We start from the raw sequence: 24,985 nt of genomic DNA on the forward strand, positions 1-24,985 counted from the left end.
GTTCCGCTCAAAATACGAGTTCCAGCGAAAAACAACAAAAGACAACAAAATGCCGTCATATCAACGTTTACGTTCACGAGATACAACGGCAGAACAACGAAAAACACCTAAATACCGGAAGATGAGGCTGATTTTAACCCCTTATATGAAGGGCTTCAAGCCACTTTGAGGACGTTTCGGGGACGTTCCGCTCAAAATACCATTTAATGTCTTTTGCTTGCTGGAATTATGTTTTTTAGCTCAATTTTTCTCATTTTCTTCAATTTGCTTTTGGTAATCGTACAATTTTTCGGCATTTAATAAACCTAATCTGTCTAGTTTAGACTTACCTAACCTTAATTGTTTAATTGTCGACTCATTAACTCCAGTGCTTTTGCTTATTTGATAAGCACTAATATCAGAATTGAGTAAGTTCATTATTTCAGTCCTCATTTAAAACACGACCTTTATCATACATATAATTATTAAAATAAATAATACACCTATAACAAATTCTGCTTTTTCTTTTTTACTGGTCTTTCTAACGTTGTAATGAATTTTCATGATTTGCAAATAAACGAAGAAACTTATATACTAAATGTGAGAGGGAGGTTTCCCTCCCGTTATTTAGTTTAGTTCAAAAGCTATCTCGATTACGATAACGGCTAGGTTAATTTTTATCGAGAACTTAAGGCTTTTGAGCTTTTTTTGTTTCTTCATTTATTTTCCCTCCCTCCTAATTGGTATACTTATATTATACGTTAGAATTATAACGTAGTCAACCCTTTTTACTATATTTTTCTATATTTCACTATCTTTTTCTGCCTTTTACTATATTTTTCTATAATTTTTTCAAATAAATAACCGCACCACTTACGGTACGGTTTAAATTACTCAATAAGTCCGGACGCTCGCACAGCTTCTTCAAATGATTCGTGCGCTCTTAAGACCATTTTTAAATAGTCTATGGCGTCTTTCTCTTCTTTGAAAAATATGGAATCATAATACGTGCCACCTTTTTGGTCTTCGGCTAGCCACGTATCTTCAAAAAAGTCAATATTGTATTCTGTGACTTTTTCGGTAAAATCAACACCATACGTGTCGTGACAAGCAATCTCAAAATATACGTTGCCCGCTTCGTTTTCTACCTTATACAGGGAAGCATGTGCGACATCATAACGATAACTACCATCATTTTTGATGTCTATGAAATACTCACCCAATTGTTCAATGATTTCAACTTCTTCGCTATTAACTTTTACAATTTTATTTTCTATTCTTTCCATTCTTTCCAGCTCCTTTTCATACTTCTCTAATTTTTCCCCAAGCTCAATTGACAACCCGGAGATGTTGCGTTCTAACAAGCTTTCAATGTGCTTTCTCATGACACAACGCCACTCTCTTGTAGCGCTATGTAATGTGTGTCACACATTGTCTCCTGAGCTACATAAGTGTCTGACTCACGGTCGTAGTGCATGAGCGTCAAGTTGACATTGTTGAAGATACAATAGTTCATGACTTCGACCAAACACACGCTTAGCCCTGTAACATAAAGCGTCACCGCTTCTGCGTCACACAATTTATCGTGTATCTGACGTTGCATATCGGCAAAATCAAATACATCTTTAACACCATCAAATATGTATTCATCTACATCGTCAATCTCATGACGACCTGCCACTAACCCTAAACTCAATTCTTTCATTTTTATCTACTCCTTTATATTTTTTTATTAATAATTCTATTGCGTGCATAACTTAATGTTATACACGCTAACAATCATTAATTCCGTGCTTAAAGGTCTTCATCGAAATTGATTTCCACCCCGTTGTGGAAAAGTTCTTCCAATTCCTCCCCTTGAATTCGATTATAAAAATGTTTCTTATAATCGCCATTCCCGTCACCACGCAGAGCATATGGCTCTATTGCATATATGTCTTCTCCATATACCCAGATGTGACACCATGATACCCAATTGTCTTCTGTTCGATATGAGCCATCATATCCAACAAGTTCCTCTCGTTCCTTGCTCGTCAGCTTTTTAGTTGTATAATTCATTGTCATCTACTCCTTTATATTAAGCGACTTGTGTCGCTTCTTTTATTTTTCTTCTCAGTGTGCTCGACTTCATGCGAGCATGCACACCTTTGATTCCTAATTCTTTAGCCTTTTTAACTAAGTCGAAGTGAGTGTTCATGTAAGTTTCCAACTCACATTCAACTGTAACGTCACAGTTAAAGTAATCAGTAACGTTCTTTTCTTTAAGAACGCTCTTAGGAGTCCAAAAGCTGAAACTTCCAAACTTTCCTGTCGCATGGATACACAAGGCTTTTTCTGTTTCTTTTTCAACAGAAAGAACCGATTTGGCAACTACGTGCACATTGCCAACGTTTTTGCGTACAATCCACGCAGGAACTTCAATCTCAGGCCTGTTGTAATCTTTCAAGATTGCCCAAGCCATTTTTAATGCTTCAGCGAAGTACTCTTTTGAAGTACCACCGAATTTTTCAGCTCCCTCTTTTGCTAATTTCCATGCGTGTTTGAAAAGTTGTTTTTTCATGACTTTCTTCCTCCTTTGTTTAACTTTATACTTATATTATACACTAAGTGCATGCACTGTGCAACTCTTTTGTTCTTTTTTTACTTCGAAAAGTGACTGCACTGTGTTACAATAATTTTGAGGTGATAGCATGATAAAAAAAGAAAATACTAGAATCAGTGTGACGATTTCAAAAGAAAATAGAGATAAGCTAAAATATATTGCTCAAAATGAAAATAGAAGTATGAGTAACATGGTTGAATATTTGATTACTTCTTATATTGATAAGAAGCATAATTAATTTGAGGTGACGCTATGAAATTACAATTTACTAGTAGCATTATAAATGAATTAGAAGAGAAGAATATTACAGAAGAACAATTATTAAACAGGCTGTATATAGGAGTGTATGAAGTAGGTGGATTAGAGTTTGCAGTAAATAAGAATAAAGAGAGTATTATTATAGACAGCATTGATAATTTTGACTTATTTGGAGAAGATATTGCGAAGTCAATAGAGGTTGAGGACTTCAATATATAAAAAAAAGAGGGTAGCCGTTACGCTACCCTTGTTTTATGCCCACTCGATCGAACCCCATAGTTCTTTCTCATTTTTAATTTTTTCTTGCTTATCTGTGATTTTACCTATAGGCATGTAGAAGTAATCTTTCTTGTTAGCGCCATCGGCAGCATACTTAAATCTAATCCACCAGTAACCATTTTTAACGTCTTTAATAATTTGGTCAAATGTTACATATTCTCCAGCATTGATAAATGAATCTTCATCAACTTGCTGTTTATCTAAACCAAACTCTCTGTAAACTGTGATAGGTAGCGTATTAGTTTTATGCGCAGTAAATGTACCTTCCCAAGCCCAAATGGTTTGTAATGGCTTGCCTTGAACTGGTGTTTTAACAGTCGGCGCAATCTTTTTAACTGGTGCGTCACCATTCATATATTTAACAACCAAGTTATCAATAACAGACATGTCACGTCTGCCGTAACCAGCTGCTGCTAGGATGTTACCAGGATCCTGCTTATCGTATTGGATATCTTGGTGCCCAGGCATTTGATTGCGTGGATTAATGCCCCAAGAATTACACAATGCCGCCATAATTCGACATGAATTATCTAAAGACTTCAAAGTACGTTGTCTATCAGAGAAGTAACAAGCTTCTAAACCGAAAGCAATGTCGTTGGCGTCATCGCCATACCAAGCATTATCGATTGGTGTATTGTATAACACATGCCATGCCTTTTCAGTGACTGGAATACAGATAATAGCTTCTTTATCATCCACAAAAATATGCGCTGACGCAGTTGCATCCCATCCAATATTATACGTGTTGCGATAATAATCAACATTATTTTGTGCTGTTGAATTAGGATTTCCTGTGTCGTGAAACACCGCAAATTTAGGATTACCACTATCCAATCGTTGCCCTGTACGTCGTGTGCCGAAAGGTAAAAAGTCCGTATATACTGGCACGCCATTCCACGTACCGATTCTAGTTTTTGTCATAATAAATTCCTCCAATATAAAACCGCCACCTAATTAAATAGACGACGGTTAAGGTTGATTATATAAATTTGATATGTTAAATTAAATATGAAAAGGGACATGCGCTAACATGCCCTATGAGCCCGTTAAAAAGACGGTGGCTTAGATAATTAAATGTTTATATTACCACTTAACCATCTGCTCGCCAAAGCTATAGATGGTTATTTTTTATGGTTGTTTTGACTTATCATTACTAACCCAATGATTGTTAATACAACCATCAGCATTTCATAATCAGTCATGCTATTCCTTTCCAGGAGTAACAACTATAACCATAGGCATCACCCCTTTTTCAAGAGATTAGCCACCATCTATCCAACTTGCTCATCCATTATTCTATCATATTTACTTTTCTATTTTAATCCTTTGTTTTTTAAATACTGTTCTTGCTCTCGCGCAGACTTTTTAACGATAAACGTATTCTTCCACACGCCATATGCCACTAAAACTAATGGCACACCAGTATTCAATACATTGACCCATGCGTCTACAGCTTGCGGATTCAACCAATCAGCCGTAACACCGCTCGCTTGTAAAGCCAAATATAATGCCCCTAAGAAACCACCAATCAAAGCAATAAACTGTTTTACTTTATCTTCCATATCTCTACCTCCTACAAATAAAAGCCGACTAAGCTAATAGCCGACTTTACTGTTATTTTAGTCGGCTTGAACTACTTTTTTGTAATCCAAGCCTGTCAATTCTTTAAATTCTTCCTGTGACACAAACCCTTTTGCGACGAACAACGCCAATTGTTTTTCGCTATATAAGCCCATGTTATAGTACTTAATAGCTAAATTATGCATTATCGTATTACGCATTAGTATCACCCCCTAAAAATGTTAATGTAAGATTTGCTACATCATTTTTTAAGCTGTTAATCTCATCTTGTGATTCTAAAACTTTGAGTGTAAGTTCAGCGATTACAGCATCTTTTTCATCTACTTCGATACTACTTACTTCATCATCTTTATCGAAAACAGCAGTCAACCATTGCTCTCGAGAAACTCCTATCCACTCATTTATAAGTGGATCAAAGTGAAAAGGACTGTAAATGCCTTCCGGAGGCGCAATATCAGTCCAATCATCATCAGGATATTGAAAATCACCACTTTGATTTTGGGAAACCAAATACGGCGTGCCGTCGTAAAAATACACTTGCTTAAATCCCATTTTCATCATCTCCTATAAAGTAAAATGTGCATCGATTGGATACCAGTCACCAGCGATTCCGTTCGATTCATCAAACGAAACACGCTCCATTTTGATATTCCCCGACGTTTCAAGACTCCAGCGAATCGTCGTTGCTCTACCACCTTTAAACGAACCGTTTTGTAGAAAAGGCAATGTTTGCGTAATGTACTTACTGATATTGTTAGGTATTACAGCAATGATTGTATTAGCTCTAGTAATGTTTTTAACAGCTCCTCTTAACGCCAATGTCAAAACACCATTATTTTTGATAAATCTGTATTGAGGCGTTGTTGTACTACCATAAGACTGTACACCATTAATAAGTTTCAATGGTAACCATCCAGTATCCATAAAATCCGCGTCTACCTGTTCCCAGCCATTCCAATCGATGTGAAATCTTTTAACAAAAATTTGTTTGGAGTTGAATGGTCTAAATTCAATAAGCTGGACGGCGCCTCTGCTCAACTTAGTCACCCAGCCGTGCTTTGAAGTAGCATTTACAGGTGTATTCGTGCAGTTAGCGATGTACCGTGACCCAATCGGTAAATTCTTCAACTGTTCATCATCGTTAAAGTCTAATGTATGACCAACTTCATAAAATGTCTTACCATCGTCTGTACTTAGCTTAAATTTTTGCCAGTTTTGGGTGTCAGGTATAATGCCAGGTGTACCTTGTAATCCTCTATCGCCTTTGTCACCTTTATCCCCTTTTTCTCCTTTTGTACCTTGTAATCCCCTGTCCCCCTTTACACCTTGCACACCACGTTCACCTTGAATGCCTTGCAAACCTCTGTCGCCTTTATCTCCCTTGTCACCCTTAAAACGAGATGCATTCGCATTGATATAGGCTTTAGCATCATCACTAATTTTTTGTTCGAATTTTTTGCCTAATAAACTAACTTTATTATCTTTTAAAATACGTATAACAGTATCTTCGACTAAGTTAACGCTAATTTCTTTCGATACTAAATCGTCGCCACCACTGTCATTAATATTAAAATCGAATGATACGACATGTATAGATTCATCCTCATTCACTAAATAAAGTTTCGCTTTCACATTTCCAACATGACGACTAACACTTTTCGTCACGTTATATTGTATAAGCCCTTTTTCAGACAAAATAATTTTCAAAGGTTCATCGATAAAAATCGAGCCATCTTCGCAAAATAAATCTAACTTTGGTGTAAATACATTGTTACTTAAATCAAACGCATCATTTTGCCATTTCACATAAATACGTATCGATGCCGTCTCAATATCTTTATTATAAAAATTAGCATTGATATTACCGATATTGACGCCAACTTCATTAATATTAGCTGTAATATCCTTATTTTTATAAATCACTTAACCACCTCTTACTTGTACTGATCTTGCGTATAATAAACACCTTGCAAACCAATCTGTTTATAAAGATTCGCAATTGTTGTTGCTTGGTGCTGACACCACTCAATCGCCGTCGCATATTGATGTGTCGCCGGATTTTTAGGGTTCCAGCGCATACGATACAACGTGTTTTGTCCTTTGTTAATATAGCCTTCACGCACAAACTTTGCACCACCGATAATACCTTTAGAAGCTGTAGTCCAGCCTTGCGATCGTGCAAAAGTAATCGCATTGTTAGGGTTACTATCAAAAGCGCCTATACCAAAAAAGTTATAAATACCATAGCGCCCACTTGCAAAATTCGACTTACCATAACCACTTTCTAAAAATGCATGCGCAATTAAATAAATCTCATTCAAATCATACTTTTTACAAGCATCTGCGAATGCCTGACCTTGATTATGAAGTGTGCCTTTACCACTCAAAATTTGATTCAATTTAGCAACTGGAACACCTTGATACTTTCCTAAATTAAGCATTTGGTAGCGCTGTGTAGCATCTCCCCAAATCTTGCTTGTATTCATCGCATCACTTGTCTGTTGTCTTGTCGCATGTATCCAACCACCGCTTACAGACTTCATCGGCATGCCTCTCAACATTTGTAAATTCAACGCTTGAGCAAATGTATAATTACTTTTTTCAATGATAATTTTAGGATTATTATTGGTAGGTGTTGCTGGTTTAGGAGGTGTCGGTGTTGACGTTGGTGCGTTTGGCTTCACAACCGTCTCAGCATTTTTTACAACTGTTTTGATTTTTGATTTAGTGATTTTTTCAGAGCCTACATTCGCAAGCAAAGCTTTTTTATTCGCGTAAAGTCCTGCCAGAACTTTGGCTAATTCTTCCAATTTTTCTTGACTTGGAAATCCGTTTTTCACAAAATCCCAGTTAACATGTTCTTTCAAACTGCGCCAAATCGCATCATCAACTTTTAAGCTTTTGTAATCAAACTTTAGATTGTACTTCTCAAAGATTTCCCAACCCAGCATGATCGCCCAAAATTCACTTAAGAAAAAAGCATCTCTATCATCAACATAATCGCCACAGATTTCGATGACTATGTTATCGGAGTCGTCTGGTACTTCATAAGCTTCATCTCTTGGCGACCATGTGCCTGTATAATCCACATAATAATGAGGATAATCAGATGTATTAATATACTGATTTCTGTCATTATACAAATCATGTACAGAACGCATCGTATGTGCATTTTTAACTGTTATCCCTTTCACTTTACCTTGTCGTTTTCTTCCCCAAGCAACACGATGCTCAAATTTATCACGTTGCCCAAAATCATCACGTTTTAAAGTGTAAATAACTTTTGTTACATCTTTAAAAATAGGCTGCTCTGGTGCTTTCTCAACAGGTTTAGGTGTGCTTGGTTGTGTTGCTGGTTTGGGACTTGTTGGTGTTGGCGTTGGTGCAGGTTTTGGTTCGGCTTTGTAAGGTGGTCTTACAAAGTGTGTCACGCCATCATAAGTATGATTTATTAACTGTGCAGGATATCCTCTGAAACTATTTGGACTATTCCAGTTTTGGTCAACCGCCCAAAAACGCGTTGTGGAGCTCGGACCGACAACAATATTGACGTGTCCTGGATTGCTCCCTGCCCAGACTGCCCAATCTCCTGGTTGCGGTATAAATGAGGGTGTATTGCGATAAATTTTGAAGTCATGACCCCTATAGTTGCTTTGGTTTGCCATTGCATTAGCGTTACCCCAAGTCACAAATCCCCAGTATTTCTTTAAAATATAATTTGGTAAATCCCAACACTGGTACCCATAATATCCATCCACATCGACACCAGCACGTCTATTAGCTAAGTCTCTAGCCCAAGTGACGACTTGAGCTGCGGTTGGCTTTCCTGTTGCTGGTAATGCCATAACATCAACTCACTTCCACAATAAAAAGCCAGCACTGTTTAAGCACTGACTTTTAAAGGATAATTATTTACATTTTCCAAACCAAAAACACGTCCATAACGATGCACCGAATAGTAATTTCAGCATGATTAACACCACCTTTTTAGATACCTAATAATATCCGTAAAAATGCGATGACTAATGAGCCAATGACTGTGCCAACTAAGCCTAGCACCCACATTTTCATTTCACGGATATTTCGGTTGTTTTCTTTTTTTCTTTCATGGTCATTTTCTCTTTCTCGATTAATTGCATCTAAAGTGAAATCCATCTTTTGATTGATTAGATTTTGACCATGCTGCGCATCCTTGATTTGTTCTAAAGAATCAAAAATTTTCTCATCATTTTCTTCCAATCGCCTAATACGTCGTTCGTGTTCGGCGCTTCGAAGCTCATTCGTCATTTATTGTCACCTCTGCAAAAAGCTTTAATTTCGTTCATTCTAGATACTTCACAACAGACATCTCTGCTACTGCTATTTCCATTAATACACACCTACAATTTCACGAATTTCAATAGCATTAGAATTCAGCATTCCCTTATTCGATTCTGCTGAATACGTATTGTTGTTACGTATTTTGAATTGCGTTGTACCAACCGCTTCCAAAGTCGCCTCAAAAAACCTTGCTGTCCCAGCGTCTGTATCAGAAAGGTTAAAGTCATGTATCACTATACTTTTTAGATTTTTGACTAGCTTAAAAGTATTTTTAACGCCACCTACAGTGTTGTAAACAAAAATAAGCATTTTATAAGCTTCATATGATTCCGACAAGTCAATAACAGTATCTTTTTCTTTTGCAGCGCCTTCCCAAAGCGTTTTGAAATTTGTAGCTGTCTTCTCATTGAAGTAGTTAATAGCATTCTCATATGCCGCGTCTGCTTTCGATTGAGAGCCTGTCTCTGTTTCCATATCGCGTGTTAAATCACGTAAGCTTCCCCAAACACCGTTCACTTTCTGGACGCTGTAAATCTTTTTTGAATCTGTTGGCGTATATAGTAAGTGACCATTATCAACGCTTCTAAAGTTCGCCAAAACATAACCATTTGAGCTTTCATTGGATGGTGCATTTTCAACGTTTTGTACATAATATAAACCAGACTTCATTATCGAGTTCCCTAAATTCATAAAGTCAAGAAGTTCTATTGACATGCTGTAGCCGTTTTTATCTGTAAGTGATGAACCTGAATTCATTATTGATCCGTTCTCATCAATTCCATTGTGAAAACCATCAATCTTATTATTAATAGAGTCACGAATTTTAGTTAATTCACCGATATAACGCGTCGCATTTACAGTTAGCTCTTTTGTCTTCGCAGCAGATAAATTCTTTATAGCATCTAAAGTTTCAGCTTTTAAAACTTGTATATCCGATAAACCATCTTCTTTCGCTTTATTGATAAGCGCGACATAATCTTCTCCATTACGCATCGCCAATTCAATTGCATGTGCACGTTGTTTTAACTGTGATTCTAATTCATCAAACTCAATGATGTAATTCAGTTTTGTTTCAGCGTCAAACTCCCAAGCTAAAGATTTTTCAATTGTAAAACTAAATATGCGTTCAGCAACGACTGCTTGTGTCTCTGTTTTAGATCTTCTTGCAATATAAACTTGTGCCGTAACATTGCCTGGTGTTTTCAGAAGATCGTTTGGTAAAAGTACAGAGAGTTTACCATTCATAGCGTCCATAATTTCCAATGGCATTTTGACTTTCAAACCATTCGAATGCACAAAAATAATACTCGCTATTGCGTTGTCATTACCGATAAATAATGGCTTATTACCTTGCGTTACTATAAATTCAAAAATGCCAGTGTCTCTATCAGCTGTAGAAAAAGTAATATTTAAGTCACTTCTACTTTGTTTAAATACCGTCGTATCTAAATTGATTGTGGCTTTTTTGTTAGGTCTAGCGTCATAGTTCACCATCTAACCATCTCCTTTCGTATCTCGTTTCACAATATTGTTTTTGGAGTTGACGTTATAATAGCCTATCGATGTAGCATCACCAAACAATTGAACAACACCACTTCCCCCATTGTTAAAAGCGATAAAGTTTGTCAGCGATGCGCCTAAAATAGCAAAAGCGCCTGTTTCCCAAAAATCGTTCGACTCAATGCGTCCATTTCTACAATCATTTAAGTACAAGCCACCTCGTGTCACTTTATCGCCAGTAAACAGGCTAGTATTCAATATTCTATTTTGTGCAATGTACACATAACGTGAATTTTGAACATAACAACCATTTTTACCTGTACTGTTAATGGTGTTATTTGTTATGTTTAAGTGCTTCGTCTCTTGTGCATAACCTTCGTATCCAGAACGATTAATATATATGGCTTCCGTTTTCATATGTTCAATATAGTTATTGTCAATAAAGATATTGTGAGAGCCATCAATGTTCATGCCACGATAGCCATAACTCATATGATTTCCTTTAATTTGGATATGTCTGCACAAGCTCAAAAGAATGTTCTCACTATTTCCGTTATTCTCACACATAAAAGTATTATCATTGATTCGAATGTGACCAACGTAACCGAAGCTATCGTTACACACTTCACCTACTGCACATACACCAAACAATGTATAATCTCTAAAAATATTCTCTTTGATGTGATAAATATTACCCGCCTGCGCTTTATTAGACTGCACACCTTTCACATTTTTAGAATTGTTTGCAGCCGCAATACGTACACATATTGTATTACGATCAAATATATTTCCAGAAATTTCTACATTTACCCATTTGAACGGTCGAATGCCAATATAACAATCTTCAAATATATTATTTGTAATCTTGAAGTTTTCTTGAAAGACATCATGAATACTTGCATGATTACCGATAGCAACTTGAAAACTTGGTGCAATGTCTGAGGCTCTAAATGTACAGCCTGTAATGGCAACATTTTTACACGGCGTGCCGTCCCAAGCTCCTGAGCCTCCTACACCACCTTGCATCATTTCGCTTATTTGAATAGCTTCTTTTAATTCAGCGCCATTTAAATTTTTATAGCCTTCAAAAATACAGTTTTTAATACTCAAGTTGTTGACACCATTCGCATCAATCGCATGATAAGACAGCGTATTTCTAAATTTGACATTATAAAAAGACACGTTGTTAGCGTGTCTTATATTGACCATATTTGCAGCATCTGTCGGATATTTATTGATTTGTTCTAAATTACAATCGAGTGTACCTCCTATAATATGAATGTTTTTAACGCCATCATAGCCATAAAACACATCATTAATGTCACCAAAATCCAAAATAGCTCTCGCATTACCTCTCAATAAAACAGCATTCTCTTCCATTTTGATAGTTGTGTTTGAGTATACAGTCAGTCGCTTGTTGATTAAATAAGTACCATTTTTAATCACAAGTGTTCCGGCACCAGCGTCACGTATTTGATCTAGCGCTTCTTGTAACTCTAAGTTGGCTGGTGTCTCACCTGTCTTATCAGGATTAAACGTATCAAAATTGATTTCTACAGATTTCTTATCAACTTTTTCTATCTTTTCGTTCGTTTTATTCAAATCATAAAATAATCGTTCAGATAGTAACCCATGCTTTTTACCATCAATCGATACACGGCTGTCTGTTACTTCTTTGATACCATCACCATCAACACCCAATACTAAATTACGAATACGTTCCATTTGATAAATAAGCATTTTGTATACTGTTGTGTTTTCATGTGAGATTTGTTTGCTATTATGTGCATTTAAATCAGTTGTTTTGTGATTCGTCAAATCACTATCATTTTCATTAATTGCTTCTTCAATTTTTTTATAGTTGCTTTCATTCTGTTCGATAAATTTATCATTAAAAAATACGTCTAGTTTTTTTAATAAATCTAATTTCAATATTAGACCTCCCTTGCAATAAGCTGACCATTTGCGTCAACAGACAAATTATATTTCTTGCCGTTATCCCCCGTCAGCACAAGCCCTTTAGCATTTGCATTCAATCTTGCTAATTTTGTACGTTCTTCGGTTGTCATAAAGTTTTCATCGCTCAATCGGTCTAGCTTAGTTTTATCTTGTGCAGACATTAAGCCTTTTTGTAATGGGGTTGCTGTTGGCATAGCATCCATATTAAAGCCATTACCATTGATCAACGTTGTGTACTTTTGAGCGCCGTCATTGCTTGACTTGATACCATCTTGCATAAACGAAACGGCAAGTTTGCCACTTTTCCCATGAATCCCTAAGCCATCAAATTCTAAAGATGCAGACGTATTAGATACATCTACAACTGCTTGTGACGCAGCGACAACACGTTGTTGAACTGTTCTAATTGCACGTACACCTTCCGAACCACCACCAAGTCCACTTGCAAGTGTTGCAGCATTATTCACACGCTTGATATATCTATCACGACGTCGAACATCGCCCAAAACAACATCTTGCTTAATAATCTCGTTATGCGCATCACGTACAGTCTTAATTTCGATAATTCTAACACTATCTCTAATGTCTAAAATGTCATCCCTGACAGGCACTAAGTCACCAATTTTTGGAACGGCTTTTGGAAAATGCTTTCTTAACGCTATAAAATCAAGTGACAATGATGTTTTAAGAGATTGATTAATAATCGTTTCTAATCTCTGCTTCATCGTCTCAACATGCGTAATTTTTCCATCTGTTTCAGGCGGTGCTTCTCTCTTTCCTATAATTTTTGAAAGGGGATGCGTAAACTCGATTTGTACACTGCCATTTGTAAACGGCTCTCCTTCATCATAACCACCATATCCACGAATGAACGTATAGCACTCACTCGCGTCTTCCTCTAATTTCAAATTATTAGCATTAACTTTATTTGAGAGGTAATAAGAAGCTGTTTTCTCTACAAACGGCTCCAATATAAACGTTTTTGTACTAGGATCATACGTATATTCGAAACCGTAGCGATTCAATCCATTCATAAACATCTCATAACGGCTGTCACCATCTCCTGCGTTCTCCCAGCGAGAAGAAGATGCTTTTCCCTGCAATTTGAACTGGTAACCACTACCGTCAAATACAATTTTGAAATAGTTTTCAACTGTAAAACTACCAGTTACATTACTGATGATTCGAGATACCATCAAATCATCAAGTTCTTTTTGACGTGCTGTGACAGACACATACTGCTTTTCTCCACGAGTCTGTCTATCAATGATAGTAATCACATATACACGCTTATCATCAGCACCTTCCACGTTATGAACAGTCCACATTTTACCAATAGCTGAGATAAGGTCATACGTATTTTCGTTTTCTAAAATATCAAAGGTTAAACTACCATCATCACTCAACTTATGTGTAAGTACGGTAGACGTGTAAACTGGATAACCTTTGCCAATCCTGTTTTTAATTAAAATCGGCATGATAACACCTACTTGTAATAAAATTTCATATCAAACACAATGCTGCTTACTTTCTGATTCAATGTAAAAAAGTTATAGCCATATTCAAAAAATGGTTGACTCATTCTTGTATATTCATCAATCGATACACCATTTCTGTACGTTTGTAAGCCATCGAACTTTATGACATCTCCAGCATTTAAATTCAATCCCTCGATGGTCATCACTTCCGAATGTTGTAGATTCCAACTAAACTTTTTAGTGTCGGAACCGAGCGTTATTGTAATCACTCTATCAAACGTGAATTGGTCGATGCCTTGCGTACCATGATAGAAAACATTGCCAGAATTGACGTTTTCAAACGTGTATTTCCGTTGCTTACTGTCTAATGGCATCTCAATCCCCATATCAGACGACCATAAAAAATAGGACGCGTCCAACTTCTCTAATTGAAGACTACGTCCTATGCTTTCATAAAATGGTATTTCATTTGTTTCAAAAGTAATTTCAATCTCACCAGAAGTACGATTTGTGTCGTACTCCCCAACACTAATTAAATGTAACTCTAGTTGCATACCACTTGCATAGTTTAAAGGGAACTCAAAATCACGCTCTCCAAATTTTTGAAAAGGTACTTCAACATTTGTTGCTACAAGTTCCCTAATAAAAAATGAGTCCCTAAACAAATTTACTAATTGATTTCTTAAATGAATCGCATGTGCAATCTTTTGAACATCGTATTCAACAACTAAAGTCGCTGAACGCCTTGATTCAGCAACTCCCGTATTGAAACGACCACTCAACCTATCAATAGTTTCATATTTATACTCACGCTCTAAATCGCTCACATTAAAGCTTTTCACTTTCAAACGTTTAAAAGTGATAGGATTGTCACTTAACCTATAAATGTTTGAATCTCTAACAATTTCTATGTCACGATAAATCAAGTGACATCACCTCACTATGTGTAATACTCTTTTGCATCTTTATCACGAATAATCGAATGAATATAGTCTAAATCTCCCTCATTACGCACTTCGATATTCACGATTGGTCGTTGACTTTCTAAAATCGAATGGCGCACATCTTCTGTGATATACCCATTGACATCGCGGATGTCAGCATTAGATAGTCCACTAATATCAAACGATGGTGCTAATTTTGCATCAAATGCATCCATAACTCCAATCGCAGCTTTTTTACTTGCATATGCTGCTTTACCAGCAAATTGATCAATACCTATGCCTAATCCAGTCATGCTATCTCTACCTAACTGCATAAATTTTCTGGAAGGAGAATGACTATTTAATGCTTTCTTAGCTGCAGATAATGCACCTGCTGCTGCGTCCCATGCCGCTTTAGCTAAATCTCCAGCTTTTTGAATTACGCCATTGATCATTCCGGCGATCATGTCAATACCCACTTGTTTAAAGTTACTAATAAATCCTTTAACTTTATCAAGTGCTTTTTGCATACCATCGCGACACGCATTGACGACGTCAAAAAACTTTTGAACAACCGCATTTAAGAAGTTAGACATTGCTTGACGTATAGATGATACCCATTGCGCACCGGTAGATACAATTCTTGATGCTGCCGATAACATTTTGGCAGCAACCGTTACTACCACACGTGTAAACCAACTTGAAACCGAGTTCCAAATATTTGATAAAAATTGTTTCGTGTTGTCCAAAACTTCCGACCAGCTCGACACTGTTTTACCAGTGACTTTTTCGTAACAATCGAATAAAAATTGCGTAATCGTATTCCAGATTGACTGTATTCCATTCCAAATCGTCTCTCCGACGTTAGCAATAGTATTCTTAACTGTCTCCCAAGCACCTGCGAAATCACCAGTGAAAAATTGAATAAACGCTGTAAAAATGCCGACAATTATTTGAATTGCGACAGAAATAATAGTACCTATTGCAGTAAAAACAACTTTTACTATCGACCATAAGCCTTGTAGTTGTACTAACAGCAATTGAATGGCTCCGCCGAATAATACACCCAGTGCTTGGTTAGCAAAATCTCCTAATTTCTGTAAAATCGGTAGAATTGGTTGTATCGTTTCATTCACTTTATTGAACAAATCAGATAACCATTGTTTAATGCCCTCAATCGCACTACCTATGGCATCTTTAATTGAATTCCAGGCGTCTGTTACGGTGTCTCTGAAATTCTCATTTGTCTTCCACAACCAAACAATAATGCCTACTAAAGCCGTTATCACGCCAATAACTATCCATACAGGCGCCGAAATACCTGCTAATGCGCCACCTAATGCTGGAAAAGCTCTTGTAAGCAATTCGAGCGGTTTGGGTATCTTGCCTAAAGCACCTTTCAATAAATCAAAAGCACCTCTTAACAAACTAGAATTTTTAATAAACTTCAACACATATTTGGCTGCACCTAGCAAACTAGTACCAAATACATTCGTTAAAACAGAACTGATAAAAGTGATAGGCGCTAGTAGTGCCCAGAAAGCACCACCCAGAATCGTTAAAATACCGAAAAACCTTGCGACATTCGGATGGTTTTCAAATAATGCTGCAGTAAATTCAGCAATCTTACCGATTAATTTAAGAAGCCAACTCGCAATCGGTGCCATTGCTGTTCCGAATGCAACTAATATCCGCACAATATCGCCTATCAACTGCATAATGACGGGAGCATTTTGCTGAACGTAATCAACAAACTTTTTAAAGCCTTCGGATTTTCCGACAGTTTCCGACCAATCTCGAAATTTCGCTGTCATATCTTCAAGCCCTTTGAAAACATTAGTAGAATTTCCCGAAAATGCTTTTAACAAATTATTGATACCAGCAAAAGTATTTTTAAAGATATTACCGATAATCGGTAAATTTTCTTTGGTATAGTCCATGAATTGCTTAATCGCATTTTGACCTTTGGCGCTATTTACCCATTTATTAAAATCTTCTCCAAGTCGCTGGAGCCATTGAGAAGACCATTTAAATAACGGCATAAGCTGTGTGAACATGCTAACCATACCAGCGCCAAATTGACCAGCTGAACGTAACAAGTCGCCAAAAATAGAAACACCTGTCGTCCCCATTTCCTGAAAAAACTTTTTAGCTACATTGCTTGTTTTAGCCCATTTAAGTACGCTAGCACTCGCTTTTTCCATTTGTGATGAAACACCATTGAAAAAAGATTTTAAGCCTTGTAATGCCACTTTGACCATATTCAAACCATTTGCCATAGTAGTGAAAATCTGGTTTTGGTTTTGCTTAATGATGTCAGTCCATGTATCTTTTACATCATCCAAAGCTTTTTCATATTTTTTAGTTGCTGCAGTCGCTTTAAGCGTACCGTCGTTTAGCATTTTGATAGCACTGATACCCATAGCACCAAATGCAACAACACCCCCAGCACCAATAGCTAAAGCTCCAGCTAATGCAAGCGCACCACCTGTCACAACTTTCAATGCATTACCTACTGCCATAATCACTGGAACGAGTCCGGCAATAACTGGTATTAACGCTTGGAAGTTGGCAATTAACACACCTTTAATATGCTGACCAAAAACAGTACCGAAAGTACGAATACGTGTCGCTAAGTGATCCATTCTATTGCCGAAGTCGTCCAATGAATTGCCTAAAGCTTTGGTTAAAACTTGTGTGCGTGTGAGTCCATCGGTTTTGAACTTCACTTTAACTGTTTTATCAAATAAAGTAGCTAACTTTAGCTTAGCTACTCGAACAGCCCGATTAACACCTTTCACATCACCATCAATTTTAACAGTATGCTCACGCCACTTTTGAGCCATAGCTTTAGCTCGCGTCAATGCACGTTGAAACTTTGTCGTATTAGCTTTAATCTCTGTCTCAATTTCATTTGGCACAGCAGTCTTAGCCAACCTTTGCGCCTTACGCACATTACGTTCAAAGTTCTTAATAATCGCATTGATACGCGCATAAAAATTTCTCTCCATCAGTTCACCTCACTTACTTATTAAAGTCGAATAATTCCTCTGCTTCTTTAACTTGCAATGCCCTCAAGCGTTTACGTTGATCTATTTCTTTTTGACGATCATTTCTAATCTGAACATTATCTTTAAATAGATTTTCACGTGCTTGCTGCAACTTTTTATACATAGGCTTAACACCTTTTTTACTTTGAGCCATTGCGTTCGCAGTCGCTTGGTAGATATTGTGTTCAAGCATGTCTAGTTCGCGCTCTCGAGCGCCCCTAATCCAGTCCTGCCATTCATTGGGCGTCATATTATACAATTCATCAGCGTTGATGTATCCTAGAAATTGCGCTGTTTTAGCACGTATTTCACTATAATTTAGAACGGTTCTTTGCCCGTTAAAGTTTTGTAAGTTTGCTTCATATACGCCATTGCTTTCTCTGCTTCCTCTTTCTCTTCCTCTTTGACCATCTTGGATCCTTGAGAAATCTGGAACCAATACATTTTGAACTGTTCCTTGAAAAAACCAGATTCACCTAGCACTTGAACAGCACCTTGTAATAACCCTAACGTTGTGCCTTCTTTATCAATTACATCTTGAACGGCGTCTTGAATTTCTTTTTTTGTCGGACGATTTTTAACATGAGCAAGTGCACAATCCCAAAAATGCACAATAGATAATGTTTGACGATTCAAAATACCTTGTAAAATTTCGTGGTAGCCACTCGTCGTGTTACCGTTTTTGTCTGTCTCAGCATACTTTTCTGCTTCGATATCAAATAAGAACGTCCCTTTTGCCTTCAACTTTCCATCTTTAAATTCTAATTCAGTGATTGGCTCAAATTTTTCCGCTTCAAATACATTTTTAGTCATCTTATTACCTCACTTAATTTAAATAAAATAAGGGCGCATACACGCCCTATAAAAACTACATAGATTCTTTATCTGTCGTTGATACATCGCTATTAGCACTAAACGTCTTACCAGTTGCTGTACGTTCTTCAAGGTCACCCTTGTACTCTCCAGGTTTTTCGAATTCAACTGTAGTTCCAGCAACAGAAGCATCTAGCCATGATTTCGGCAATTCTTCTAATACACCGTCAGCCGTGTTAAATTTAACTTTCAAAGTTACTTCGATTTTATCTTCTTCATCATCAAAAGAATTACCGAATTCTTCAACAACCGCATAGCCAAATGCAGAATGATAGCCGTCTTTTCGTTTTTTCTTTTCAATCAACCATACCTTAATTTGCTTACGATCTTTAATCGCTTTTTCAAATTGTTTTTGACCTTCATCACCTGGAATTTTACCAAATGTTAAACTGATTTCTTCTGATACTGATTGATAAGAGTAATCTGTTTTACCCGCAACGATTTTCTCTGTCAATTCGGATGAAATCTTCTTTTCGCCTTCTGTCAAGTCTGAAACCAATAAACCCATCGCACCAAGCGTGTTATTAGTGGGCTCGCAGACTGCAATATAACTTGAGCTCATATTTATCTACTCTCCTTTTTCCTGTAATGTTTTATGGCGCACTTTGTATAGAAGTCTAAGTACACCGTGTTTTGTAAATTGATCTATATCCACCAAGACTTGTGATGTGTCCTTTTTAATCCAGTCGATATCGTAATGTTCAAATTGCAAACCTTGTCTACATGCATAATTGAGGTACTTCAACAACTCACGTGCTTCTGCAGCATTTTCATACTGACTATAAACATGGAAAGTAATTGCAATAGTCTCTCTCATGCCTGGTGAACGTTCACTTTCTGTAACATTCGACTCGCCCACAATGATATATGGATACTTCACGTCTTTTTGAACACAATCAAAAACCCTACCACCAACTAATTTGTCAGTGACAGGGTTCTCAATTAAGTTATTCATAATTTTTTGAAGCAATAATGGTTCAGCAGTTACCCACATTTGACCATCTCCTAACTAAAGTATCTCTCAAAGACTTTACGACCTTCATCGATAGCAGGGTTCCAAAAAGGCTGTGGTGGTTGTCCATAAGTTGTGTGCCATTCCCCATCCAAATCTTTGTATGACCAGGGTATTTTCTTTGCACGTGAACCTTTTGTACTATATATTCCTGTCCCATACTCCACAAAAACCGAGTAATCTGCCCCAACACTTATAACACTAGAAAATCCACCATCAGTTATCTTATAGTCGATACTTTCTTTTAAAAAACCCATATCAACGGGCGCTAACGCAATTGCCGTGTTATAGATGGCTAATGTCGTTTTCAAGATACCTTTTTTAACCCAATCTTCCATTTCATCTCTAAAATCATCTAATTCAGCAACCAAGTCCCAGTTTCCGTATTTAACCTTTGCCATTTGGAATCACCTGCAATCTTGTTAAATTAACTTCATGCATACTGCCTTGATCAATCGGATAACCTACAACTTGATATCTGTTACCTTCATATAGCAAAACATCCGACACGTCTATACCAACGTCATACGGCGTATATAAATTACGGTCAAAGTCTTTAGCCATTTGATGATACTTAAGCATTTCAGACGTTGTAGGCGTGTCCATAAAACCTTGTATTGTTCTATCTGACACAAACTGCTCTCGTTTATTTGGATACTTACCGACAACTCTTATACGACCAACTTGGATATCGTGTGGATACTCGTTAAATGGATCGAACATATTACCACCTCAACTTTCTTAACGGTCTTAAATGACGATAAGTTGCTTTAGGTAGTTCTGTAACAAATGTGTATGACACTGTACCCATCGAACGACTCGCAATATTACCAGTAGATCCGTATTTTATACATTCTGCAATAAACTTCCTTACGCCGAAAGGATAAGGTTCCTTAAAAGTTTTATTGCAGTATTCTTCCGCTATTCCTTTATAAAAAACAATCAAATCAGCTAGCACTTCATCATTTGAAGTGTCGTCGATAGGCATTTGATTAAGTCGTTTTACTTCTACAGGTTCCATTAGCTAGCACCTTCAATAGCCTCAAGAAGTTCTGCTTTTTTCATAGAATCATAGTTTTCGACTTCGAGATGTTCTGCTACTTCTTTCAATTCAGCAACTTTCAAACCGTTTAAGTCGATTGGCTCGATACCTACAACACCACGTCGATTGTTAGTTGTTGACAGTTCTGCAATACGGCTATCGGATGGCTTGTACCCTTTTCTTGGATATAAACCATCTTTTTCATACAAATATTTGTCATCGTATGCATCCTTAAAACGTGCAACTACTCTAAACAACATAATCATCACTCCATTACATTTCTAAATTAGAAGTTGAATTTTTAAACGTCACTTTGACTACACCTTTATCATCTTTCAAGTTAACGCCATAATGATAGTTAGTTGATAAGACATGCGTACGTTTCAAAATATCAAAGTCAGTATAAGCTTCTGGTCGTTTTTTGTTTACAATTTCTATTGCTTCATAACGTTGTAAGAATGCTTCATTTTCGTTAATACGCTTAGATTTAACGATGTCTGAAACACCTACAAGTTCAGCTACATCACCTTTAGCAATCGCACGATCTTGCACGTTACCACCAGCGCTAAATAAAGATTTAACTAATTTGTTGTAGTCTTTAGGGTTAACGTGTAATACGTAGTCTTCTTCATTTTCTGAATCAAATACTTCAATTGCGTCTAAAATACCAGACGCATTCGGAGTAACAGTTGCACTTAATTTAGCTGTTCGTAATTCTTTGATGTAATCAATTTCAACCTTATCAGCCAAAGCCATAGCTAATTGTCGAGCCGCTTCTTGTAAAGTACCGTTAATGTTAGTAATAACTGCAGTTTGTGTAACTTCTACCGCTTTACCAGTTTCCTTAACAGTAACTTGAGTAGTAGTCATGCTCATTTGCTCCGTACCCATTGCTACGCCTTCTTCTAAGTCTTCTGCAGCCCCAATATAAGCATACTTAGGTCGCGTAATTGTATCGCCTGGTTGTCCTACTAGCGTGTTATCAATGGTTGCGTATGGCGTAAAACGAATAGCATTTTCCATTTCCCCACCAACGACAGCTGCTAAAACTTCTGGATTAATTAAATTTTCCTTTTTAGTTTGTCCCATTTAAAATTCTCCTTTATTTTGTTAATTCACGGTATTTTTCTGGATTGCTATTTAATAACGCTACATGCTCCGTGTAAGACATGTTTTTAAAATCTTCTTTTGTAATATTTGCTTTTCCTTTCAAACTTTCTCCATCATTAGGAGTGCGCCCATTAGGCTGATTATTAGCAAATAAATAAGGCTTAGTTTCTTGCAGTGCTTTAACTGCATCTTCTAAACCTTTAACAGTGCCATCTTCCTGAAGTTCTAACGTGCTTTTATCAAGCATTAAAAGAACATCGTTAGCGTCATTTGCATCTTTTGCGACAGCTAACTTGATGGCATTATTCAATTTTAATTCCTTCATATCAGCTTGGTATTGGGAATTTTCTTGTTTATATTGCTCTAACTTATCTTTAAGTTCTTGATTATCCCCATCTTTAGCTTTTTGAAGGTCTGTGATTTGTTTGTCTCGATTTTCCAGTTCTTGGTTTGCTTTATCAAGCTGTTCTTGCAATAAGTCAGCTTTCTGAGCTTTATCTTTAAACTGACGTAATGTGTCGTGATGTTCATCTACAATCTTTTGAACTGTGTCTTCTTCTAAACCTAAACCACGTAAAAATTCTCTTTTCATTTAACATTCTCCTCACATTTTTGTTAACACTGGTCTCATCCAGCACGAGTTTGCATCTTTTAACGCCATAAGCATTTTTGGGCAATAAACTATTTTTTATTTTTAGACTTATACCATTCACGATATGTCATTGTTGGAACTACTTCTGTTGTGCCGTCATCTTTTTTCACTCTCATTACACCTGGTAAATCGTCTTCATCGATGTAATGGAGCAATTTGCATCGACAATTGATGTTTTCTTTAGCGCTATTAATACCCACAAATAGCTTTGGTGCTAAACCCACACAACCACTAGATTTGAAATTCTTGTTCAACGGAATACTTTTCCCATCCAAATGCCTATGCGTGTCTCGCGTTCGATTATCTTTTGTGGCAAACCATCGTTTCATCATTTTAAATCCATTGTCTTGTGCTACCTGCGCGCTATCCAAACTTGCTTGTGATAATGCTCGTCCAGTTTCTGTACGTGCAACACGTAACGCTTGTGCTTTACTGACGCCAATATCATCACTTATTGCTTTAGCGACTTTCGCATAACCTTCACCACTCAATATGCCTTGCGTAATGTGCATGCGTAATCTTTTCAGAATGTCGTTTCTATGGCGTTCTAACGTTGGAATCAACTTGATTAACTCAATCGGTTGCTCAATTGCCTTAGTGATTATAGCAGCGCTAGGCACTTCAAATCGCATAGATGTTTGTGTAGCCATTTCATATAAATAGAGACTCATCATATATTGTTCGATATATGCGTTTTGTCTCGTCTGTTTAATTATTTTAGCTACTTTTCTATAATCATCTGTCATCATTTCAGCAATACGTGCTAGTTGCTTATTAAAGCGATCATACTTATTAAACTCCGTCCAAGTTACATGTGGATCATCCCTTTCATATCTTTCAAACATGGCTGAGAGTTCTCTTTTAATTACCTTCAGAAGTTCAGCAAATAAACGCTCAAGTTCACTCTCAGATTTAGCCCTCAGTTGTTCAATGATTTTGTCTATATCATCTTGACTTGTTATTTTGCGTTCTGTCATCGTCATCACCTTCTATAGATGGGAGTTGATTGTTAAAGTCAATGTTATCCTGCTCAATTCGTTCTAGTTCAGCAACCGGATCATCGACCCAAGGGTGATTTGTAACGATAGTTTCTTTAGATAAAAATTGAGATTGCACTGCGATTTGTGATTGTTCAAGTTCATTCACCATCACATTGAAATTAAACGTAATCTCAACATCTTGTACTTTGATATTTAATTTGTAAAAGTCAATGATGTACTGCAACAACTCTTGTAACGCTGTCAGTGTTTTATTTTTTAACTTGTTCGCTTTCAAATCTAAGTTGCTATACATAAATTTGAGTGCGATGCCCGATGGACTATTACCGAACTTATCTTGTTGAAAGTCAACACCTTGACCAAATTCAATAATATAATCACGTAACATGTCTAAATACTCTTTTGAAGATTGCACAGGAACTTCAATTTGAATCGTATCTACACCACTACCATCACCATCAACATTGATAGCTTTGTAGTATTTTAAATTACGCATAAATTCATCCAAGTTCTGTCCTTCGTATCCTTTTAAAACGTAAATCAATTCAGTTGATTCATCAAAAGTGTTTTGTGTGTCAGACAAGCGCTTATCCATTGCGTCAATAATTGTCTTATACATAAACAAGTCACTAACTTCTTGTGGGTTGTTTTTAAACGGAATAAAAGGAACACGCCCCCAACTTACATGATTATCACCAATATAATAATGCGCTTGTATATGTTCGTCACCATGATAATAGTCAGGTATTAATTGACCTTCGTGATATTCATAATACGTAACGTCTGTATCCGTCCAATATTCAACACGTTCAGCCTCATCCAACACATAATACCTAATGAATCCTTTCAACTTGTCACGCTCTTTATTTGTCCAAATTGGAATAGCTTGTTCTGCTGGCACTCTGAATGTCTTAAAATCTCCATCTTCGTCGATATATGGTTGTATCCACTCGATACCTTTGTTACTAGCTGCAGTTAAAATATCTACTAGCTTGTCATCCCATTTATGATTTAAAACATGTTGTATTGTTTTAAGAGCTTTATCGTCATCTGTTCCAAAAGTCACCGGATTAGCAACAGCGTACGCAACTTTTTGATCTACTAAGTTTTGATGATAATTAGTGTACATTCGCCAATCTGGCTTTAAAGGATCAATATTGCCAGCATTATCTAATTTAGGCGCTAAGTGTAGTACGTCAGGGTCATGGTTGTAATATCTTTCTCCTGTTATTATTTTTTCAATTTTAGGCTTATGGTCATTAATCAAACGTATAATCATTTCTTCCTGTGTCTCGTATTTAGGTGCAAGCTTTTCGACAATACGTTCATGATATGGTTTTTCATTCGGCCAGTATATAACAATCACTCC

General features: G+C 36.8%; 32 protein-coding genes. 2 read left to right on the top strand and 30 right to left on the bottom strand.

The genetic code is table 11. The features are described from left to right. Window positions 1-240: 240 nt before the first annotated feature. The 5 genes from NXS11_RS09855 to NXS11_RS09875 form a co-directional block, all read right to left on the bottom strand. A complete protein-coding gene (locus NXS11_RS09855) occupies window positions 241-417 on the bottom strand; it encodes an XRE family transcriptional regulator (RefSeq protein ID WP_506005049.1) in 177 nt (58 codons plus the stop codon). 452 nt (window positions 418-869) lie between these two features. Beyond that, window positions 870-1,265: a hypothetical protein gene (locus NXS11_RS09860; RefSeq protein ID WP_259200836.1), complete on the bottom strand. Its 396-nt coding sequence runs from the start codon at window positions 1,263-1,265 to the stop codon at window positions 870-872. Window positions 1,266-1,360: 95 nt separating this feature from the next. After that, the gene (locus NXS11_RS09865; RefSeq protein WP_259200837.1) at window positions 1,361-1,684 is read right to left on the bottom strand and encodes a hypothetical protein; all 324 of its coding nucleotides are present in this window, start codon (window positions 1,682-1,684) and stop codon (window positions 1,361-1,363) included. Window positions 1,685-1,773: 89 nt separating this feature from the next. Beyond that, window positions 1,774-2,037 carry a hypothetical protein gene (locus NXS11_RS09870; protein WP_259200838.1) on the bottom strand — a complete coding sequence of 88 codons (264 nt, stop codon included), beginning with the start codon at window positions 2,035-2,037 and terminating at the stop codon, window positions 1,774-1,776. Window positions 2,038-2,056: 19 nt separating this feature from the next. Further along, entirely contained in the window at window positions 2,057-2,539 is a 483-nt protein-coding gene (locus NXS11_RS09875) for a hypothetical protein (RefSeq protein WP_259200839.1), read from the bottom strand. Window positions 2,540-2,669: 130 nt separating this feature from the next. Here NXS11_RS09875 and NXS11_RS09880 point away from each other — a divergent pair, with 130 nt between their 5' ends. Continuing rightward, entirely contained in the window at window positions 2,670-2,819 is a 150-nt protein-coding gene (locus NXS11_RS09880; RefSeq protein ID WP_259200840.1) for a ribbon-helix-helix domain-containing protein, read from the top strand. 14 nt (window positions 2,820-2,833) lie between these two features. Then, a complete protein-coding gene (locus NXS11_RS09885) occupies window positions 2,834-3,058 on the top strand; it encodes a hypothetical protein (RefSeq protein WP_259200841.1) in 225 nt (74 codons plus the stop codon). Between the two features lie 33 nt (window positions 3,059-3,091). Here the strand turns inward: NXS11_RS09885 and NXS11_RS09890 are convergent, their stop codons facing one another. From NXS11_RS09890 to NXS11_RS10010, 25 genes are all read right to left on the bottom strand, one after another. Further along, window positions 3,092-4,039 carry a peptidoglycan recognition protein family protein gene (locus NXS11_RS09890; protein ID WP_259200842.1) on the bottom strand — a complete coding sequence of 316 codons (948 nt, stop codon included), beginning with the start codon at window positions 4,037-4,039 and terminating at the stop codon, window positions 3,092-3,094. Between the two features lie 200 nt (window positions 4,040-4,239). After that, a complete protein-coding gene (locus tag NXS11_RS09895) occupies window positions 4,240-4,344 on the bottom strand; it encodes a hypothetical protein (RefSeq protein WP_259200843.1) in 105 nt (34 codons plus the stop codon). 87 nt (window positions 4,345-4,431) lie between these two features. Further along, complete coding sequence (locus NXS11_RS09900) at window positions 4,432-4,680, bottom strand: phage holin (protein ID WP_259200844.1); 249 nt, start codon at window positions 4,678-4,680, stop codon at window positions 4,432-4,434. A 57-nt stretch (window positions 4,681-4,737) separates the two neighbouring features. Continuing rightward, complete coding sequence (locus NXS11_RS09905) at window positions 4,738-4,899, bottom strand: XkdX family protein (protein ID WP_373319405.1); 162 nt, start codon at window positions 4,897-4,899, stop codon at window positions 4,738-4,740. Next, window positions 4,892-5,251: a hypothetical protein gene (locus NXS11_RS09910; protein WP_259200845.1), complete on the bottom strand. Its 360-nt coding sequence runs from the start codon at window positions 5,249-5,251 to the stop codon at window positions 4,892-4,894. Before NXS11_RS09910 ends, NXS11_RS09905 begins: the two co-directional genes overlap by 8 nt. A gap of 12 nt (window positions 5,252-5,263) precedes the next feature. After that, complete coding sequence (locus NXS11_RS09915) at window positions 5,264-6,622, bottom strand: BppU family phage baseplate upper protein (RefSeq protein WP_259200846.1); 1,359 nt, start codon at window positions 6,620-6,622, stop codon at window positions 5,264-5,266. Window positions 6,623-6,633: 11 nt separating this feature from the next. Then, entirely contained in the window at window positions 6,634-8,544 is a 1,911-nt protein-coding gene (locus NXS11_RS09920) for a glucosaminidase domain-containing protein (RefSeq protein ID WP_259200847.1), read from the bottom strand. A 142-nt stretch (window positions 8,545-8,686) separates the two neighbouring features. Continuing rightward, window positions 8,687-8,986 (bottom strand): DUF2951 family protein, encoded by a 300-nt coding sequence (locus NXS11_RS09925; RefSeq protein WP_259200849.1) that lies wholly within the window; start codon window positions 8,984-8,986, stop codon window positions 8,687-8,689. 81 nt (window positions 8,987-9,067) lie between these two features. Further along, window positions 9,068-10,513 carry a BppU family phage baseplate upper protein gene (locus NXS11_RS09930; protein WP_259200850.1) on the bottom strand — a complete coding sequence of 482 codons (1,446 nt, stop codon included), beginning with the start codon at window positions 10,511-10,513 and terminating at the stop codon, window positions 9,068-9,070. Continuing rightward, window positions 10,514-12,451: a right-handed parallel beta-helix repeat-containing protein gene (locus tag NXS11_RS09935; protein ID WP_259200851.1), complete on the bottom strand. Its 1,938-nt coding sequence runs from the start codon at window positions 12,449-12,451 to the stop codon at window positions 10,514-10,516. It abuts the gene before it with no gap. Window positions 12,452-12,453: 2 nt separating this feature from the next. Beyond that, window positions 12,454-13,956 (bottom strand): tail tube TT1 domain-containing protein, encoded by a 1,503-nt coding sequence (locus NXS11_RS09940; RefSeq protein ID WP_259200852.1) that lies wholly within the window; start codon window positions 13,954-13,956, stop codon window positions 12,454-12,456. A gap of 8 nt (window positions 13,957-13,964) precedes the next feature. After that, window positions 13,965-14,783 carry a phage tail family protein gene (locus NXS11_RS09945; RefSeq protein WP_373319406.1) on the bottom strand — a complete coding sequence of 273 codons (819 nt, stop codon included), beginning with the start codon at window positions 14,781-14,783 and terminating at the stop codon, window positions 13,965-13,967. Between the two features lie 113 nt (window positions 14,784-14,896). Further along, window positions 14,897-17,890, bottom strand: coding sequence for a phage tail protein (locus NXS11_RS09950; protein ID WP_259200855.1), 2,994 nt, complete (start codon window positions 17,888-17,890; stop codon window positions 14,897-14,899). Between the two features lie 13 nt (window positions 17,891-17,903). Then, the gene (locus NXS11_RS09955; protein WP_259200857.1) at window positions 17,904-18,179 is read right to left on the bottom strand and encodes a hypothetical protein; all 276 of its coding nucleotides are present in this window, start codon (window positions 18,177-18,179) and stop codon (window positions 17,904-17,906) included. Window positions 18,180-18,247: 68 nt separating this feature from the next. Further along, window positions 18,248-18,742, bottom strand: coding sequence for a tail assembly chaperone (locus NXS11_RS09960; RefSeq protein WP_259200858.1), 495 nt, complete (start codon window positions 18,740-18,742; stop codon window positions 18,248-18,250). A gap of 55 nt (window positions 18,743-18,797) precedes the next feature. After that, window positions 18,798-19,364, bottom strand: a complete 567-nt coding sequence (locus tag NXS11_RS09965) for a phage tail protein (protein WP_259200860.1) — start codon at window positions 19,362-19,364, stop codon at window positions 18,798-18,800. 6 nt (window positions 19,365-19,370) lie between these two features. Further along, window positions 19,371-19,796, bottom strand: a complete 426-nt coding sequence (locus NXS11_RS09970; protein WP_259200862.1) for a DUF3168 domain-containing protein — start codon at window positions 19,794-19,796, stop codon at window positions 19,371-19,373. 11 nt (window positions 19,797-19,807) lie between these two features. Continuing rightward, window positions 19,808-20,215, bottom strand: a complete 408-nt coding sequence (locus tag NXS11_RS09975; RefSeq protein ID WP_259200864.1) for an HK97-gp10 family putative phage morphogenesis protein — start codon at window positions 20,213-20,215, stop codon at window positions 19,808-19,810. Further along, complete coding sequence (locus NXS11_RS09980; RefSeq protein ID WP_259200865.1) at window positions 20,202-20,537, bottom strand: phage head closure protein; 336 nt, start codon at window positions 20,535-20,537, stop codon at window positions 20,202-20,204. Before NXS11_RS09980 ends, NXS11_RS09975 begins: the two co-directional genes overlap by 14 nt. A gap of 1 nt (window position 20,538) precedes the next feature. Beyond that, window positions 20,539-20,835, bottom strand: a complete 297-nt coding sequence (locus NXS11_RS09985; RefSeq protein ID WP_259200866.1) for a phage head-tail connector protein — start codon at window positions 20,833-20,835, stop codon at window positions 20,539-20,541. Then, a complete protein-coding gene (locus tag NXS11_RS09990) occupies window positions 20,835-21,116 on the bottom strand; it encodes a Rho termination factor N-terminal domain-containing protein (protein ID WP_259200867.1) in 282 nt (93 codons plus the stop codon). Before NXS11_RS09990 ends, NXS11_RS09985 begins: the two co-directional genes overlap by 1 nt. A gap of 13 nt (window positions 21,117-21,129) precedes the next feature. Continuing rightward, the gene (locus NXS11_RS09995; protein WP_259200868.1) at window positions 21,130-21,945 is read right to left on the bottom strand and encodes a N4-gp56 family major capsid protein; all 816 of its coding nucleotides are present in this window, start codon (window positions 21,943-21,945) and stop codon (window positions 21,130-21,132) included. A 13-nt stretch (window positions 21,946-21,958) separates the two neighbouring features. Beyond that, window positions 21,959-22,558, bottom strand: coding sequence for a phage scaffolding protein (locus tag NXS11_RS10000; protein WP_259200869.1), 600 nt, complete (start codon window positions 22,556-22,558; stop codon window positions 21,959-21,961). Between the two features lie 89 nt (window positions 22,559-22,647). Continuing rightward, complete coding sequence (locus NXS11_RS10005; protein WP_259200870.1) at window positions 22,648-23,595, bottom strand: phage minor head protein; 948 nt, start codon at window positions 23,593-23,595, stop codon at window positions 22,648-22,650. After that, a complete protein-coding gene (locus NXS11_RS10010; RefSeq protein ID WP_259200871.1) occupies window positions 23,564-24,982 on the bottom strand; it encodes a phage portal protein in 1,419 nt (472 codons plus the stop codon). Before NXS11_RS10010 ends, NXS11_RS10005 begins: the two co-directional genes overlap by 32 nt. Window positions 24,983-24,985: the final 3 nt, after the last annotated feature.

This window comes from Staphylococcus americanisciuri (assembly GCF_024814435.1).
Taxonomy (GTDB): domain Bacteria; phylum Bacillota; class Bacilli; order Staphylococcales; family Staphylococcaceae; genus Staphylococcus; species Staphylococcus americanisciuri.

Bases quoted from the DNA above. Each gene is read 5' to 3' on its own strand.
- NXS11_RS09855 (WP_506005049.1), bottom strand. From the start codon at position 417: ATGAACTTACTCAATTCTGATATTAGTGCTTATCAAATAAGCAAAAGC.
- NXS11_RS09860 (WP_259200836.1), bottom strand. From the start codon at position 1,265: ATGGAAAGAATAGAAAATAAAATTGTAAAAGTTAATAGCGAAGAAGTT.
- NXS11_RS09865 (WP_259200837.1), bottom strand. From the start codon at position 1,684: ATGAAAGAATTGAGTTTAGGGTTAGTGGCAGGTCGTCATGAGATTGAC.
- NXS11_RS09870 (WP_259200838.1), bottom strand. From the start codon at position 2,037: ATGAATTATACAACTAAAAAGCTGACGAGCAAGGAACGAGAGGAACTT.
- NXS11_RS09875 (WP_259200839.1), bottom strand. From the start codon at position 2,539: ATGAAAAAACAACTTTTCAAACACGCATGGAAATTAGCAAAAGAGGGA.
- NXS11_RS09880 (WP_259200840.1), top strand. From the start codon at position 2,670: ATGATAAAAAAAGAAAATACTAGAATCAGTGTGACGATTTCAAAAGAA.
- NXS11_RS09885 (WP_259200841.1), top strand. From the start codon at position 2,834: ATGAAATTACAATTTACTAGTAGCATTATAAATGAATTAGAAGAGAAG.
- NXS11_RS09890 (WP_259200842.1), bottom strand. From the start codon at position 4,039: ATGACAAAAACTAGAATCGGTACGTGGAATGGCGTGCCAGTATATACG.
- NXS11_RS09900 (WP_259200844.1), bottom strand. From the start codon at position 4,680: ATGGAAGATAAAGTAAAACAGTTTATTGCTTTGATTGGTGGTTTCTTA.
- NXS11_RS09905 (WP_373319405.1), bottom strand. From the start codon at position 4,899: ATGCGTAATACGATAATGCATAATTTAGCTATTAAGTACTATAACATG.
- NXS11_RS09910 (WP_259200845.1), bottom strand. From the start codon at position 5,251: ATGGGATTTAAGCAAGTGTATTTTTACGACGGCACGCCGTATTTGGTT.
- NXS11_RS09920 (WP_259200847.1), bottom strand. From the start codon at position 8,544: ATGGCATTACCAGCAACAGGAAAGCCAACCGCAGCTCAAGTCGTCACT.
- NXS11_RS09925 (WP_259200849.1), bottom strand. From the start codon at position 8,986: ATGACGAATGAGCTTCGAAGCGCCGAACACGAACGACGTATTAGGCGA.
- NXS11_RS09930 (WP_259200850.1), bottom strand. From the start codon at position 10,513: ATGGTGAACTATGACGCTAGACCTAACAAAAAAGCCACAATCAATTTA.
- NXS11_RS09940 (WP_259200852.1), bottom strand. From the start codon at position 13,956: ATGCCGATTTTAATTAAAAACAGGATTGGCAAAGGTTATCCAGTTTAC.
- NXS11_RS09950 (WP_259200855.1), bottom strand. From the start codon at position 17,890: ATGGAGAGAAATTTTTATGCGCGTATCAATGCGATTATTAAGAACTTT.
- NXS11_RS09955 (WP_259200857.1), bottom strand. From the start codon at position 18,179: ATGACGCCCAATGAATGGCAGGACTGGATTAGGGGCGCTCGAGAGCGC.
- NXS11_RS09960 (WP_259200858.1), bottom strand. From the start codon at position 18,742: ATGACTAAAAATGTATTTGAAGCGGAAAAATTTGAGCCAATCACTGAA.
- NXS11_RS09965 (WP_259200860.1), bottom strand. From the start codon at position 19,364: ATGAGCTCAAGTTATATTGCAGTCTGCGAGCCCACTAATAACACGCTT.
- NXS11_RS09970 (WP_259200862.1), bottom strand. From the start codon at position 19,796: ATGTGGGTAACTGCTGAACCATTATTGCTTCAAAAAATTATGAATAAC.
- NXS11_RS09975 (WP_259200864.1), bottom strand. From the start codon at position 20,215: ATGGCAAAGGTTAAATACGGAAACTGGGACTTGGTTGCTGAATTAGAT.
- NXS11_RS09980 (WP_259200865.1), bottom strand. From the start codon at position 20,537: ATGTTCGATCCATTTAACGAGTATCCACACGATATCCAAGTTGGTCGT.
- NXS11_RS09985 (WP_259200866.1), bottom strand. From the start codon at position 20,835: ATGGAACCTGTAGAAGTAAAACGACTTAATCAAATGCCTATCGACGAC.
- NXS11_RS09990 (WP_259200867.1), bottom strand. From the start codon at position 21,116: ATGTTGTTTAGAGTAGTTGCACGTTTTAAGGATGCATACGATGACAAA.
- NXS11_RS09995 (WP_259200868.1), bottom strand. From the start codon at position 21,945: ATGGGACAAACTAAAAAGGAAAATTTAATTAATCCAGAAGTTTTAGCA.
- NXS11_RS10000 (WP_259200869.1), bottom strand. From the start codon at position 22,558: ATGAAAAGAGAATTTTTACGTGGTTTAGGTTTAGAAGAAGACACAGTT.
- NXS11_RS10005 (WP_259200870.1), bottom strand. From the start codon at position 23,595: ATGACAGAACGCAAAATAACAAGTCAAGATGATATAGACAAAATCATT.